The sequence below is a fragment of the Solibacillus sp. R5-41 genome, from assembly GCF_002736105.1.
Classification (GTDB): Bacteria; Bacillota; Bacilli; order Bacillales_A; family Planococcaceae; genus Solibacillus.
Genome location: NZ_CP024123.1, coordinates 3,327,721 through 3,343,586, shown reverse-complemented (window position 1 = coordinate 3,343,586; position 15,866 = coordinate 3,327,721). Strand labels below are relative to the sequence as shown.

General features: G+C 36.2%; 11 protein-coding genes and 1 other annotated feature. Of the genes, 7 read left to right on the top strand and 4 right to left on the bottom strand.

Features of this window, described 5'->3' with window-relative positions:
* Positions 1 to 2 precede the first annotated feature (2 nt).
* Together CSE16_RS16445 and CSE16_RS16440 are read right to left on the bottom strand one after the other, a co-directional pair.
* Complete coding sequence (locus CSE16_RS16445; protein WP_099424921.1) at positions 3 to 584, bottom strand: tRNA 5-(aminomethyl)-2-thiouridylate-methyltransferase MnmM; 582 nt, start codon at positions 582 to 584, stop codon at positions 3 to 5.
* Positions 584 to 1,540: a tRNA modification radical SAM protein MnmL/YtqA gene (locus tag CSE16_RS16440; RefSeq protein ID WP_099424920.1), complete on the bottom strand. Its 957-nt coding sequence runs from the start codon at positions 1,538 to 1,540 to the stop codon at positions 584 to 586. Before CSE16_RS16440 ends, CSE16_RS16445 begins: the two co-directional genes overlap by 1 nt.
* A 138-nt stretch (positions 1,541 to 1,678) precedes the next feature.
* On the opposite strand from CSE16_RS16440, the gene CSE16_RS16435 reads away from it, so the two are divergent.
* From CSE16_RS16435 to CSE16_RS16410, 6 genes are all read left to right on the top strand, one after another.
* The gene (locus tag CSE16_RS16435) at positions 1,679 to 2,851 is read left to right on the top strand and encodes an MDR family MFS transporter (RefSeq protein ID WP_099424919.1); all 1,173 of its coding nucleotides are present in this window, start codon (positions 1,679 to 1,681) and stop codon (positions 2,849 to 2,851) included.
* Positions 2,852 to 2,953: 102 nt separating this feature from the next.
* Positions 2,954 to 3,168, top strand: a binding site (T-box leader).
* Positions 3,169 to 3,355: 187 nt separating this feature from the next.
* Positions 3,356 to 5,770, top strand: a complete 2,415-nt coding sequence (gene leuS / locus CSE16_RS16430) for a leucine--tRNA ligase (RefSeq protein WP_099424918.1) — start codon at positions 3,356 to 3,358, stop codon at positions 5,768 to 5,770.
* A 326-nt stretch (positions 5,771 to 6,096) separates the two neighbouring features.
* On the top strand, positions 6,097 to 6,789 hold the full coding sequence (locus tag CSE16_RS16425) for a response regulator transcription factor (RefSeq protein ID WP_099424917.1): 693 nt from the start codon (positions 6,097 to 6,099) through the stop codon (positions 6,787 to 6,789).
* A 166-nt stretch (positions 6,790 to 6,955) separates the two neighbouring features.
* On the top strand, positions 6,956 to 7,390 hold the full coding sequence (locus tag CSE16_RS16420) for an SRPBCC family protein (RefSeq protein ID WP_099424916.1): 435 nt from the start codon (positions 6,956 to 6,958) through the stop codon (positions 7,388 to 7,390).
* 190 nt (positions 7,391 to 7,580) lie between these two features.
* Positions 7,581 to 10,781 (top strand): hypothetical protein, encoded by a 3,201-nt coding sequence (locus CSE16_RS16415; RefSeq protein ID WP_099424915.1) that lies wholly within the window; start codon positions 7,581 to 7,583, stop codon positions 10,779 to 10,781.
* A 168-nt stretch (positions 10,782 to 10,949) separates the two neighbouring features.
* Positions 10,950 to 11,591: a PAQR family membrane homeostasis protein TrhA gene (locus CSE16_RS16410; RefSeq protein WP_099424914.1), complete on the top strand. Its 642-nt coding sequence runs from the start codon at positions 10,950 to 10,952 to the stop codon at positions 11,589 to 11,591.
* A 79-nt stretch (positions 11,592 to 11,670) separates the two neighbouring features.
* Here CSE16_RS16410 and CSE16_RS16405 read toward each other — a convergent pair whose 3' ends face one another.
* Both CSE16_RS16405 and CSE16_RS16400 read right to left on the bottom strand, forming a co-directional pair.
* Complete coding sequence (locus CSE16_RS16405; protein WP_099424913.1) at positions 11,671 to 12,486, bottom strand: cysteine methyltransferase; 816 nt, start codon at positions 12,484 to 12,486, stop codon at positions 11,671 to 11,673.
* A 48-nt stretch (positions 12,487 to 12,534) separates the two neighbouring features.
* Positions 12,535 to 13,806, bottom strand: coding sequence for a BaiN/RdsA family NAD(P)/FAD-dependent oxidoreductase (locus tag CSE16_RS16400; RefSeq protein ID WP_099424912.1), 1,272 nt, complete (start codon positions 13,804 to 13,806; stop codon positions 12,535 to 12,537).
* Between the two features lie 295 nt (positions 13,807 to 14,101).
* Between CSE16_RS16400 and CSE16_RS16395 the strand changes: the two genes are divergently transcribed.
* Positions 14,102 to 15,718, top strand: coding sequence for a putative polysaccharide biosynthesis protein (locus CSE16_RS16395; RefSeq protein WP_099424911.1), 1,617 nt, complete (start codon positions 14,102 to 14,104; stop codon positions 15,716 to 15,718).
* Positions 15,719 to 15,866 lie beyond the last annotated feature (148 nt).

Here is a 15,866-nt window from a genome sequence, read left to right as displayed (position 1 = left end):
TATCAGCTTCCCTTAGGAAGTTCCTTTACCTTTTCTAAAGCGATAACAAACGGTGGCTCATTTTTTTGATTTAAAAATTCATATTTCAGAACATGTACCGATTTTTGTGGTAGCTCGCTTACAAAACGAATCACTTCATCTCGTTCCTCTTTACCACCATCATGCCCATGATAGACAACTAATACAATGACACCACCGATTTTTAATAAAGGCAATAAGCTTTCCAGTGCTTGTATAGTCGTATTTGGTTTCGTAATAATTGAATGATCACTACCTGGTAAGTAACCAAGATTGAAAATGGCACCTGCAACGGGCTTTGTTACGTATTTTCCAATGTTTTCATGGCCATCGCGCAATACAAGTGCGCGGTGTTCAAGCGAGTGATCAAGCAAGCGGTGAAGGGTCGCGTTAACTGCCTCTTTTTGTACATCAAAGGCATAAACATACCCATCATCACCAACTAGGTTTGCTAAAAATAATGTATCATGCCCATTGCCAGCAGTTGCATCTACAGCAATATCACCTTCTGCAATCGACATTTGAAGTAAATTTTGAGCATATTGTAATACGCGTTGAAGCTTCATTATTTCATCACATCCGGTTGATAAAATTTCCCCTGCCAACTACCTCGACGTTCCAACTCGGCATCGATGCCATTTAATACTTCCCACTTATTAACAGACCACATTGGACCAATCATTAAATCAATCGGACCGTCTCCAGTAATGCGGTGAACAATCATTTCAGGAGGAAGTATTTCAAGCTGGTCGGCAACAAGTTGAATATAGGCATCCTTGTCCATAAATTCAAGCATTCCTTTTTCATATTGCTTTACAAGTGGTGTGCCTTTTAATAAATGTAGCAAATGAATTTTAATCCCTTGTACATCAAGTTTTGCCACTTCACGAGTCGTTTCCATCATCATATTGTAATCCTCGAGTGGTAAGCCGTTAATAATATGTGTTACAACTCGAATGCCATGTTTTCGTAGCTTATTAACCCCTTCAACATACATTTCATAATCATGCGCACGGTTAATTAAATTCGCTGTTTTTTCATGTACAGTTTGTAATCCTAGCTCAACCCAAAGATATGTTCGTTCATTTAATTCAGCTAAATATTCGACTACATCGTCTGGTAAGCAGTCAGGGCGGGTTGCGATACTGAGTCCCATTACACCTTCACAAGCAAGTGCTGCCTCGAATTTTTCCTTTAAAACAGGAAGTGGTGCGTGGGTATTTGTGTAAGCTTGGAAATAGGCCATAGTTAAACCGTCTTTCCATTTGCTCTCCATTTTCGATTTAATCTTTTCAAATTGTACAGAAATCGGATCTACCTTATCGCCAGCAAAATCCCCTGAGCCAGCAGCTGAACAAAATGTACAACCACCAAAAGCGACCGTACCATCTCGGTTTGGACAATCAAAACCAGCATCCAATGCCACTTTATAAACCTTCTTACCAAATTCATTTCGTAAATAACGGTTCCATGTATAATAGCGCTTTCCATCAGATGGGAAAGGGAAATTTATTTCAGTCATTAGTCTATTCACTCCTCTAACGTTTTATTTTAACATGTACACATATACGGTACTAATAGAAAATCTTTTATATTGTATATTTTCGGCTAAAAGAATAAACTAATTCAATGAAAGTTGTAAATTTTAGGAGGAAAATACATGCCAAAACAAGTTTGGCTTTTAATAATTGGAACATTTGTCAATACGGTCGGGAATTCATTTTTATGGCCGTTAAACAGTATTTACATACATGATTATTTAGGAAAGACATTAACGATGGCAGGGTTTGTTTTGATGCTCAATTCCTTAGCCGGTGTGTTTGGCAATATATTAGGCGGTATATTGTTTGATAAGCTTGGCGGCTATAAAACTATATTAATAGGAGTCATTTTAAATTTATTTTCGATTACATTACTTGCAATTTGGCATGAATGGCCGCAATACATTATTTTTTTAACGATGTTAGGGTTCAGTGGTGGGATTGTATTTCCCGCACTTTATGCTATTGCAGGAAGTGCTTGGCCAGAAGGGGGTAGGAGGTCGTTTAACGCGATATTTTTAGCAAATAATGTAGGGGTAGCGATTGGACCGGCACTTGCAGGGGTCATAGCAGATATACAATTTGAATGGGTCTTTATTTCAAATTTAATTGCTTATATTGTGTTTTTCCTTATTGTCATCTTTACATTTAAGCGCTTTGATTCAGGTAAAATCACAATGAAAAAAGTAACTTCAGAAGCGAGCGATAAAAAAGTGAGAGCACCTCTTATTGCGTTAAGTATTTTAAGTGTTTCATTAGTATTATGCTGGTTATCCTATTCGCAATGGAGTGCAACAATCTCCTCTTACACGCAGTTTTTAGGTATGAGCTTGTCGCAATATAGTTTATTGTGGACATTGAACGGCTTTATGATCGTGGCGGTTCAGCCAATTATTAAACCACTTGTGACACGTTGGGAAAAGAAAATCAAACATCAGCTCGTACTTGGTTTAGCATTAATGTCCGTTTCCTTTTTCGTCGTGTATTTTGCAGGTGATTTTAAAATGTTTGCCGCAGCGATGGTTATTTTGACTTTAGGGGAAGTATTCTTTTCACCTGTTATCCCAATGCTGGCGAATAAGTTGGCGCCACCTGGACAGGAAGGCTTTTATCAAGGGTTAGTGAACAGTGCCACAACTGTAGGAAGAATGATTGGTCCGTTATTTGGTGGATTAATGGTCGATCTATACGGAATGCAAGTATTAATGCTTATTTTAACGGTTATATTGATTGTAGCGATGGTTCCTTGTTTATTATTTGACCGAGGATTGAAAAACAAGGAAATTGGATGATTTTTTTGATGAAAGAGCAATATGAAATATTGAAATTGCCAGTAAATGATAAACAGCCTCTTGTGCTTTTGCTGACAATCCGCTAAAATGAATGAAATATTAAAAAAGACTGTGATAAGGAATAGTAGACGGTTCTTCCTTTTAGAGAGCTAGCGGTTGGTGAAAGCTAGTAGGTAGTAAGTCGAACTCGCCTTTGAGTTAGCTTTGGTGAACTAATAGTAGCTAAAGCCGTGTATTCGCGTTAAGAAATCAAGCTGAGTGCAGTGTCACTAATGTGGGTGGTACCGCGGGAGTATAAAATATCTCTCGTCCCTTCTTATTTTTTAAGAATGGGGCGGGATTTTTTTGTTTCCTGAATTTTCTGTAAATTCAACCCAAATACATTAACAGCTTATGTATACATTTTTAAAGGAATCCACATAAGAAAGAATAGAACCTTGCACAACTTTTGTACAAGAAATATCTTTCTAATCACAGCAATCGAAAACTAGAGGAGGAATTTTTGTGAGCTTTAATCATCAACAAATCGAAAAGAAATGGCAGAAATATTGGGCCGACAATAAAACGTTTAAAACGGAAAATGAAGCGGATAAACCAAAGTTTTATGCACTTGATATGTTCCCATATCCATCGGGTTCAGGTCTACATGTAGGGCATCCAGAAGGGTATACAGCAACAGATATTCTTTCACGTTTTAAACGTATGCAAGGCTATAATGTGCTACATCCAATGGGCTGGGATGCATTTGGTTTACCAGCAGAGCAATATGCACTGGATACAGGAAATGACCCGGCTGAATTTACGGCGAAAAACATTGCAACATTTAAGCGTCAAATTCAAGAGCTCGGCTTCTCTTATGATTGGGATCGTGAAATCAATACGACGGACCCTTCATACTACAAATGGACACAATGGATTTTCACGAAATTAGTGGAAATGGATTTAGCATATGTGGATGAAGTGGCTGTTAACTGGTGTGAAGCACTTGGGACAGTACTTGCCAATGAAGAAGTAATTGACGGTCTTTCTGAGCGCGGTAGTCACCCAGTAGTGCGTCGTCCAATGCGCCAATGGGTTTTACGTATTACAAAATACGCAGACCGTTTAATTGACGATCTTGTAGATGTCGATTGGCCAGAATCAATTAAAGATATGCAACGTAACTGGATTGGGCGTTCTGAAGGCGCACAAGTGAAATTTACTATTGCAGGTACTGACAAAGACTTTGAAGTATTTACAACGCGTCCAGATACATTATTTGGTGCAACTTACTGTGTACTTGCGCCAGAGCATAAATTAGTAGCAGAAATTACGTCAGCTGACCAAAAAGCTGCGGTAGAAGCATATTTAGAAAAAGTTTCATTAAAATCTGACTTAGAGCGTACAGATTTAGCGAAAGAAAAAACAGGTGTGTTCACTGGTGCTTATGCTGTGAATCCGATTAACGGGAAGCAAGTACCGATTTGGATCGCTGACTATGTGCTAGCTACTTACGGTACTGGTGCCATTATGGCGGTTCCAGCACATGATGAGCGCGACTATGAATTCGCAAAAGAATTTGGCTTAGACATTGTTGCTGTTTTAGAAGGTGGCAACATTGAAACAGAAGCGTTCACTGGTGACGGTGTCCACATCAATTCTGATTTCCTAGACGGTTTAAATAAAGAAGACGGTATTGCAAAGGCAATTGCTTGGCTAGTAGAAAACGGTGTTGGGGAACAGAAAATTACGTACCGTTTACGTGACTGGTTATTCTCTCGTCAACGTTATTGGGGTGAGCCAATTCCAGTTATTCACTGGGAAGATGGCACAATGACAACGATTCCAGTTGAACAATTGCCATTAGAATTACCGAAAACAGATAATATTCGTCCTTCAGGTACAGGTGAATCACCACTTGCAAATATTGACGAGTGGGTTAATGTTGTACACCCTGAAACAGGCTTAAAAGGTCGTCGTGAAACGAACACAATGCCGCAGTGGGCAGGTTCTTCATGGTACTTCTTACGCTATATCGATCCAACAAATGATGAAGCAATAGCAGATCCAGAATTACTAAAACGTTGGTTACCAGTTGATATTTATATCGGTGGCGCGGAGCATGCGGTTCTTCACTTGCTGTACGCACGTTTCTGGCATAAAGTGCTGTACGATTTAGGTGTTGTACACACGAAAGAGCCATTCCAAAAGCTATTTAACCAAGGAATGATCCTAGGTGAAGGTAATGAGAAGATGTCTAAATCAAAAGGGAATGTTGTAAACCCGGATGATATTATTGAATCCCACGGTGCGGATACATTACGTTTATATGAAATGTTCATGGGTCCATTAGAAGCATCTATTGCATGGAGCACAAATGGCTTAGATGGGGCACGTCGTTTCTTAGATCGTATTTGGCGTTTATTCGTAACAGAAGAAGGTCAATTAGCTGAGAAAGTTCAAGTTTCGGCTGATCAAACATTAGAAAAAGTATATCATCAAACAGTGAAAAAAGTGACGGAAAACTATGAAGGTATCCGATTCAATACAGCTATTTCACAAATGATGGTGTTCATTAATGAATGCTATAAAGCGGAAGTGATTCCAGTTGATTATGTAGAAGGCTTTGTGAAGTTATTATCCCCAATCGCACCACACGTAGCGGAAGAACTTTGGGCGGTTTTAGGTCGTGAAGGTACAATTACGTATACAGAATGGCCAGTAGCTGACGAGTCTAAGCTTGTAGATGATGAAGTAGAAGTCGTTGTTCAAGTATTAGGTAAAGTACGTGCGAAAGTAAAAGTAGCAAAAGATATTTCTAAAGAAGATTTAGAAAAAGTTGCACTGGAAGATAGCAAAGTACAAGAATTTATCGACGGCAAAACAGTCGTAAAAGTCGTTGTTATTCCAGGGAAATTAGTAAACATTGTTGTTAAATAATAATCTGTAAATTTAATCTATTCAAAAAATGACATTTTGGCTTATGCTGAAAATGTCATTTTTTGTTTTAAAACCACAAATGATATGGTAGAATTTTGAAATAGAATACTGTGCGATAAGAAATAAACTGCTTTGGAATGATCAATATCACAACTTTGGATGGCGAAAAATTAAAGTTGATTGGAATGAAGGGGAGGCGACTCCTGCGGGAACAGCACGACTTCTGAGACTACAGGCTCAGGCCGTATCCGTGGAAAGCGTCCGAACCGGAATGGAAATCAACCCCTATCATACGGGAGAGATTCAAAAAAGGGACGTGAACACTTTTGGAAGAATCAACAATATTAATCATAGAAGATGATGCTGATATTTTAGAAGTACTTTCATTGTATGTTCAAAATGCAGGATATCACACATTAAAAGCAACATCCGTTGAAGAAGGCTGGAAGCTAATTACGACAGAAGCCATTGATTTAATGTTAATTGATATCAATTTACCAGATGGGAATGGCATCGATTTAGTAAAGCGAATACGTGAACAATCGGAAGCCATCATCTTTTTTGTTACGGCCAATGATACAATCGAAGACAAGTTGCAAGGCTTTGATGTTGGAGCGGCAGATTATATTACAAAACCTTTTATACCGAAAGAAGTAATCGCTCGAATTAAGGCACATTTAAATCGCAAAAATGTCCAACGAAAACATCAATATACTGTAAGTAATCTAGTAATCGATTTCGAAGAAAAGTCTGTATACAAAGCGGGAGAGAAACTGCATTTATATACAAAAGAAAGACAAATATTATTTTATTTAGTCGAACACCGGAATCAAGTATTAAGTGTAGATCAAATAATTAATTATGTATGGGGCTTTGAAGAAATAGTCGACATAAAAGCGGTTACGGTACATATAAGCATGCTCAGAAAAAAGATTGAAAAAAATCCTGCGAAACCTGAAATAATTAAAACAGTAAGAGGTTTCGGCTATGTATTTAATACGAACATAGACGAAAATTAGGGGTTATATAGAATTGGCAACTAATAAAAATGAAACAAAATTGTCGATGAAACGTCATATGTATAAGGCAAAATAGCTATTCAGAACATAGTAAATTTATGTAATACTATAGGAGTAAATGATTTTGACCATTTAACGATCTAATAGAAGAAAGTAGTGTATAAAGATGGCACAAGCATCACATTCAGTTGAAATTCCAGTAAGTCAAGACAAGGTATGGAGCTTTGTTAGTAAAATCGAAAAATGGGCAACATTAGTTCCTGCTTATAAAGAGCACACAGAAATCGATGATCAAACATCAAAATGGACTTTCGAAGGTAATTTTAAAGGCCTAAAGAAAAAAGTAGAACTTGAAATAAAAATTGTAGAGTTTAATGAACCATCAAATATTAAATTTGAAATCAAAGGTTTATCTGATAACTTCACTGGTGGCGGTGAATTTAAAGCCGAAGCAAATGACAACGGCACAATGATGACAGGTACAGTAGAAATTAATGCGGGTGGTTTATCAGGCGCGGTTTTAACACCAGCTATTAAAGTGTTGTTACCAAAAGTGACGTCACGTTTAACAGAAAAAATCGCACGTAAAATTCAAGCGTAATTTTTTAGCTCATTAGAAATGTTTCTTATTTCTAATGGGCTTTTTTGATGGAAAAGACAAAAGAATAGGGTAATTAGAAATAGTTCTAAATAACTTTTAAAATTTGACGATGAATAGTACAGAGGTATAAGTTGTTTCATATTTAGTTTAGTATACATAGAGAATTTAATGATAGTAGGAGGAAAATGTTATGAAAAAAAACAGCTCGAATTTTAATAAATTATTTGCAACGACAGCCATCGCAACAGCTGCTATTGTCGTCCCGGTAGCTATAGCTGGGGCGGAGGAAGTGAAAGAAGTCCCTGTTGAAAAAATTTCAGAATTAATTAAAGTACATAAAGTAAATGGCGAGACACCGAAAATTAATTATACGATTGAAGTGGATGCAAAAAAGATTCCACCAAGACATATTACAGAAAAATATGAATGGTATTATGTTGAGACTGTAGATGGGGTAGAGAAGGAATTCATCATTCAAGACGCAACTTCCAAAACGCTAAAAGTTCCGCTAGAAGCACTTGGGAAAAGTATTCAAGTGAAAGTAACAGCTCATGAAATTGATGCAAATGATAAACCTGTGAAAGATGATGCAGGCAATATTAAAAAGAAGGTATTCGTCGCCGACCAACCCCATGAAGTAAATAAAATCAATATAACAATGGATCCAATCTCATTAGTAGGAATTGATGTAGAGCAAGCTGCAACGGTTGGTGATGTAATTACAGTGGGGGAAATTGTATTAAAAGATAGTGATACTCAAAAAGTTTTACCGGTTGAAAATAATCAAATTAAGTACACTTTTGAATGGTATGAAAAAGATGAAAATAATTATAGTATTATTTCCGGTGCAACAGCTCGATCATTTAAAATTACACCTGCTACAAAGGATAAAACGATTTTAGCAAAAGTATCGTTTGAATTAAATGGTGAAACGTATTCGAATTATACAGATTCATTTGATTTGAGTGGAAATTTAGATCGTATCGCTTTATTGAATAAAGATATTGATGATTTAATTATATATTCTACCGTTCAGGATCAAGATGTATATGAGATTGGGGATTATAGTAAATTCTCGGAAGATATTAATAATTTATTGAAACGTTACAATGCGCTAGCTGAAGGTGCGAAAGCTCAAATTACAAATGCAGATATTTTAAAAGACGCAGAAAAAAATATTGGTATTATTAATGAATTCGTTAAAGAAATTGAAGCTGCTAAAGTAAAAATTCCAAGCGATGATATGTTAAATCAATTAACTGAAAGTCAAATAAATAATCTAGAAAAAATTCAACTATCACTGCAAACAAAATACGATGCACTTGATTCGTTACAGCACTCATTATTGAAGGTAATGAATGAAGTTAATTATGACGAATTAATGACAGTCTTAAGTGATGTTTTAGAGAATCGACAATATAATGTCGTATTTGAAAAAGTGAAGGAAATAAATAATGAAATCATCGGATTATTTAATGTGAATCTTGATTTAAGTACCTCACCAATTGTAGTCGATAGTTTACGTTCAGCTTATAATGAATCGCTTGCAGAAGTATCAAGTAAAATTGCCTCTATTAATAAGGAAATCTCAAAGCTTGATAAAAATTATAAGCCATTTGTTTATACGAATTTAGTAAAGCAAATTGATGCGGATGTAAAAAAAGCAGAAGCTGTAGATAAAAAAATTACTAAAATTTCAGAAGCAAAGCTCGATAAGAAAAAAGCAACTGCAAGTGCGGCTTACAAAGCCTATATTGCATTGACTCCATTACAAAAATCTTTAATTTCAGAAGAGCGCTTTGCATTAATTAAAGCGGGTATAGATATTGAATTAGATGATAAACTTTTAGAGTTAAATGAAAACATTGTGGATTATTTATTTGGAGGCGCAAGTGATAGCTATGATGCCTATGAGGTGAATGATTTATCATCAGCGCAAGGAGAAACGGATGCGTTATTAGCTACTTATAAAATGCTCACAAGTGCTGAAAAGAAATTTATTACAAACTACCACTATTTAACAACAGCTCAAAAGGATATTAAAGCAGCACTAAATGTAAATAAATTATTTGAAGAAGCTGAAACATTAGAAAGTAATATTGGTGGAAATACTGAAAAAGAAGAGTTATCTGCTACTGAAAAAGCAATATCGAAATATAAAAGTGCCATTTCTGCCCATGCAAAATTAACAAAAATGCAGCAATCATTAATTTCAGATATCTCTCTGAATAATACATTAGCGACATATGGTGATTTAGTAATAGCAGCATATGAACTAGAAATCGCAATTAAACTAGACAAAAATCCAGATTTAGATATTGAAAAGCCTGATTTTTCGTTGAATAGTAGCATTGCAGCATTGATTTCTTCTGACAAATTATCTTATACGGGAACGATTCCAAATTTCCAAAAGACAGTTAATGAATTGCTTCAAAAATATAAGGAGTTACCGTCTAAGGATCGAAAGGCCATTTACAATTATTCTACTTTAACAAAAGCAAGTTCTGATATTAAAAAGGCGGCAAGTGTGTTATCCAAGCTTCAAGCAGCAGCAAATGCGAATGATCAAAAGAAATATCAAAGTGCATTAGACTCTTATAAGAAACTTACCTCATTACAACAATCGCTCATAGATTTTTCCGATATTAATACAGATGGGATGGAAGGGATAAATGAAATTGTTGGTGAAGTGGAAGAGGCTATTAATGATTTGCGAGGTCTTATAGTAAACGGAACAGTATTGTTGGAAGATATTGAGTCTGTAAATCTGCAATATAATAAATTAACATCCTCTCAGAAAAAGCTTGTATCAAATTACACCATTTTAAAAGATATTTTAAAAGATGTGTCAGCAGTTAAAAGCTTTGTCTCAAAATTGGATAAGCTAGGATTTAACCCAACATTTTCAAAGAAAGAATCTATTTTACAAAGCTATTACAAATTATCAACTACTCAAGTAAAGTTGTTTAAAGATAATTATAGTGATGGTGGAGCTTACCAATCACCAGTGGATCGATTAATTGCTTATGAAGCAGACGTTTACAATAAAACAAACACTGCAAAACAATTAAATGAAAAAATTAATTCAATTGTAGATAAAAATACTACATATCCTACTTTAGCTGAGTTGAATGAAAAAGTAGCTCAAATTGACGCAGAATATTTAGCATTACCAAGCGCAGATCAAAAGCTAATTACAAATTATTCAAAGTTAAATACTGTGAAAAAGGATATTGAAGCAGTAACAAAGGCGATTGAATTAGAGGAGTTGAAGAATGAGGAAGCTAAAAAAGATCCAACGTCAGCAACTGCAATAAATGCGGAAAAGGACTGGAAAAAGGCGTACAACCGATTAAATAGCCGCCAAATGGGCTTATATAATAATCGATAAAATCAATTATCAAAAGGAAGTACCTCTTCATGAGTGTACTTCTATTTTTGTTAGAGGAACAAATATCCAACTAACCCATGATAAACATCACATCATATGCATGACACTTTTCTCTACTACTTATTCGGCACGTCTATTATACTTAATGTAAGAAAGAGGTGCATTGGCGTGACGCAAGTAATGACGAATCAGAGTAGTTATAGTGCAAAAGAGGAATTTTGGAATGGATTAACGCATGGAATTGCAGCGTTGTTAACAATACCTGCAACACTTTTATTAATAGAAAAGGCTCAAATAAGTGGGTCACAAACTGAAATGATTAGTTATATCATTTTTGGTATTTCCATGTTTTGCTTATATTTTGCCTCTACGATGTATCATATTTGGCCAACACATAAAGTATTTTTGAAAAAACTTGATCATAGTTCCATTTTCCTTTTAATCGCTGGAACGTATACACCGGTCGTTTTAGTAGCTATTGGTGGGAATCTCGGTTGGACGATATTTGTTATTCAATGGGTACTTGCGGCAATTGGCATTATATTAAAACAGTTTTTTGTATACCGCTTTAAAATTGTTTCGTTGCTTGTCTATATTGGGATGGGCTGGATTATTATTTTTGTTGCAAAGCCACTGTTAGCTCATATTTCATGGGAAGGTTTTTCCCTACTGCTTGTCGGGGGGCTTTGTTACACAGCGGGAACATATTTTTATAAAAATAAACGAATTGCATACAATCACGCAATTTGGCATTTATTTGTTGTAGCTGGTAGCGCCGCGATGTTTGCCGCAATTTATTTATACGTATAAAATGAAAAGTCTATATAAGAAAAAAGGACAACCACTCAATTTCGAATGGTTGTCCTTTTTCATATAGCTTGTAAGTTCCTTATATACTTGCAGCAAATTTTTCGATTAAATCTTGTAAATAATCATCGTATTGCTCATTATTGCATTTTTTCATTTGTAATAAAATACGGTTTAAAAAATCCTCATTTTCCATAAACTGATCAGGTATCGTGTTATAAAGTTGCTCATGATGGAAATTTTCCTGGTCTAAATAAAGTTCGAAGTAATAGCCAAGCTTATCTTCCTCATTAAATAAATGCATCATGCACTCCACTTCATAACATTGCATAATATATTCATGGCTAAATCCTGCTTTTACCGTAAAGGCAATATGGCCACCCGTATCATCAATCGTGAATGGACTTACATTTGAAATGAGTTTATCCCCGTAATATAGCCAAAAAAGCGCGTTTGTTTGACGATTTGTCGATAACGATGTAATGCCCCGAGGTGCTTGGCTTAAAAAGAATTGCTTTGCCTGCGCTGCATGTATCGTTGTTTCTGGGTCCTCAGCCGTAATCAAAGCATTTAAGTTGCTTGAAATGCTTTGTAAAAATGCAGGACTTTTTTGTATATGTTCAACAATTTTCTTCATTTGTTTTGGCAATGTATTTGGAATATTGTTCAAATCGATTGCTAAAGACATGCCTAAACCATTTTTACTTAATCCAAGTATTAATTGAAGTGGCACATTTTTAGCATATTTTTCTTTTATTTCATAATAGCAATTCGCACGAACGAGAAATCCAAATTCCTCCGCATTAAAATCCTGCATTCGATAGGAAGTTAAGTGGAGCTGCATTTGCTCATCAGTGGCCAAATAAAGTGTTGTTGGTGAATCTTGGTTATTTTGCATGTTTCGGATCCCCCCTCGTAGTGTTGCTTAAGTTTCATTTTCCATTAATTAGTTAGCAGTTTGAGAACTATAATGACCTGCACTCATTCCCGCAATTCTTCCTGTTACGAGTGCTGAAGTAATATTATAACCGCCCGTATAGCCATGGATATCCAATATTTCACCACAGAAATAAAGTCCCTGTTTTTTCTTCGAAGCCATCGTTTTTGGTTCGATTTCTTTTACGGAAACACCACCGCCAGTAACAAACGCTTTTTCGATAGGCTGTGTACCGTGAGCATCCATTGTAAAGCTGATGAGCTCACGAGCAAGATTGCGAATTTTTTCTTGTGATAATTCAATACCCGTCATGCTTGGATCGATAGTTGCTCGCTCCATTAAAAAGAGGAGCCATCGTTCAGGGACGAGTGATTTCCATAAATTTTTCACTGCTTTTTTTGGATCTTCTTTAATCGTTTTATTTAGCAATTGGAAGCATGTTTCTTCATTGTATGCTGTTAATGACTGAATTCGAACTTGAACAGGTGCACTCCCTGTCTTTAATTGTTCCTTTACAATAAACTGGCTGCATCTTAAAATTGCGGGACCGCTTAAGCCAAAATGTGTAAAGAGCATGTCCATTTGATGGGTAACGAGTGTTTTGCCCTTTTTATTTAACACAGAAACAGCTACATCACGCAATGCCAATCCTTGTAGTTCACGTGATTGAATAAAGGGTTCTTTAGATGTGACAGGAACTTCTGTTGGGAATAATGTCGTCACTGTATGACCAGCGCGCTCAGCCCAAGGGTATCCGTCTCCCGTAGAGCCTGTTTGAGGAACCGCTTTACCACCGACTGCGACAACGACCGCTTGTGCACGTATTTCTTCACCACTAGCTAAACGGACTCCGTAAATTTGTTCATCATCCATTAACAGCTTATTAACAGCAGTATGGAAACGAACATCTACTTGTAGTCGTTTTAATTCTTTTTCTAATGCACCGACAACATCGTGGGCGTTATTGGAAACGGGGAACATGCGACCGTGATCCTCTTCCTTTAATGGAACGCCAAGGCCTTCAAAAAATTCGATAATATTTTCGTTATTGTAAACGGTAAAGGGACTGTATAAAAAACGGCCATTGCCAGGAATATGTTTGACGATTTCATCCGCAGATAAACGGTTTGTGACGTTGCATCGACCTCCGCCAGAAATCGCTAATTTTTTTCCGAGCTTGGAACCTTTTTCAATAAGCATTACTTTTTTGTGCTGCTCAGCTGCAGCGATCGCGGCCATTAATCCAGACGGACCACCACCAATTACTATTACATCAATCATTGGATATTTCTCGCTTTCTCTATAAAAAAATTTGTATTTCAAGTGCTATCTATAAGACTTATTATACATGAAAAAAAGAAACTATTTGAGTAAATGGACTTTCACATGTAAACTTGTTAAAGGAAAGGTACGGGAACCTCGTAAATGGGATTCCGTCGATAGGAAGAGCGACCGAAAATGGATAAAAAGTAATAATTTAATTTCGGTAAATCATTGTAATATAATTTTATTAGCGATAATATTGAGCAAATAGAAATACAGTTTAGTGAATTTTACATAGAACGGAAGGTTTTTCATGTCTTCATTAATGAAGGGAACGGCAATTTTAACCATTGGATTGTTTTTATCCAAGCTTTTAGGATTAGTTTATATTTTTCCATTTTACGCTATTGTTGGTGAAGAAAATATTGGTTTATATAATTACGCGTATATCCCATATAATATTATGCTTTCGATTGCGATATCGGGCTTGCCGATTGCAGTGTCGAAGTTTGTTTCGAAATATAATGCAATAGGAGATTATGATGCAGGCCGTCGTTTAGTCAAAACCGGTGCATTACTCATGATTATTACGGGGTTTATCGCGTTTATAATTATGAACATGCTGGCAACCCCGATTGCAAATATTGTTATTGCAGACGATGAGCAAATGTTTACCGTTGAGGAAATTGCCAATGTTATTCAATGGGTGAGCTATGCCTTAATTTTAGTACCATTTATGAGTTTAGTGCGCGGTTATTTACAAGGCTATGGTCATTTTTTACCGACCTCTGTGTCACAATTAATTGAACAAATTGCCCGTATCGTCTTTTTATTAGGCGGGGTGTTTATCGTCATGAACGTACTCGAAGGTGATCCTGTTACAGCGGTAAATGTCTCGGTATTTGCGGCGTTTTTCGGTTCAATCGGAGGGCTTGCCACATTATTTTATTTTTGGAAAAGGCTGCGACCTGAAATAAAGGCGGTGCAAGTTATTGCACCTAAAGAACATCAATTGCCTTATTCAACGATGTATAAAGAAATCTTTAAGTATGCTATACCAATCGTATTCGTCGGTCTTGGAAGCTCATTATTCCAATTAGTTGATATGTTAACGTTTAACCGTGCAATGATTGCTGGTGGTGTATCCGCCAAGCTAACGGACACATATTTCACTATGCTAAACTTATTAACGCAAAAAATTGTCATGATTCCAGTTGTTTTAGCGACAGGTTTTTCGATGGCAATCATTCCGACCATCGCGAAGTTTTATGCGCAAAAGGATATCATTCAAGTGCGCGTGTCAATGGATAAAACATATCAAATATTATTATTCATCACTGTGCCAGCTGCTTTAGGTATTTCGGCTTTAGCAGAAGATTTATATCATTTCTTCTATGAACAAAGTGAAATGGGTACACAAGTATTAAGTCATTACGCACCACTTGCCGTATTATTCGCGCTATTTACTGTGACAGCAGCCATTTTACAAGGTGTTGAATATCAAAAGTGGGTTGTCTTTAGTCTATTAGTAGGGGTGTTTACGAAAACCGTTTTAAATACACCCTTAATTAAAATGTGGTCCGTTGATGGTGCAATTATCGCCACGGCAATTGGTTATGGTGTGACGATATGCATTAATATTGCGGTCATTAACAAAGTAACGGACTATAAGGCGAAAATTATCGTCCGAAGAATTTTATTAATATTTATTTTAACCGGTGTGATGATTCTTGCTGTGTTAATTACCCACTTTGTATTAACATGGATTTCACCAGCTGACACGAAAGTTTTAGCCTTTATTTATGCAGCCATTTGTGCTGGCATCGGAGGTACTATTTACGGTGTGATTTCTTACAAACTCGGTTTAGCACAAGCATTACTTGGTGATAAAATAACGAAAATTGCACGTAAATTAAAATTAGTTAAATAAACGAACGAACACATTCCATTCGTTGTGATGGGATGTGTTTTCTTAAACTTGTTTCAGCAGAAGTCATCTTCATTTATAAGTGGTGGCTGAATTCCAAATTAAAGTCAGTGGGGGTTCAAACCAGGCTGAATCAAGTTAAAGCCCCGGC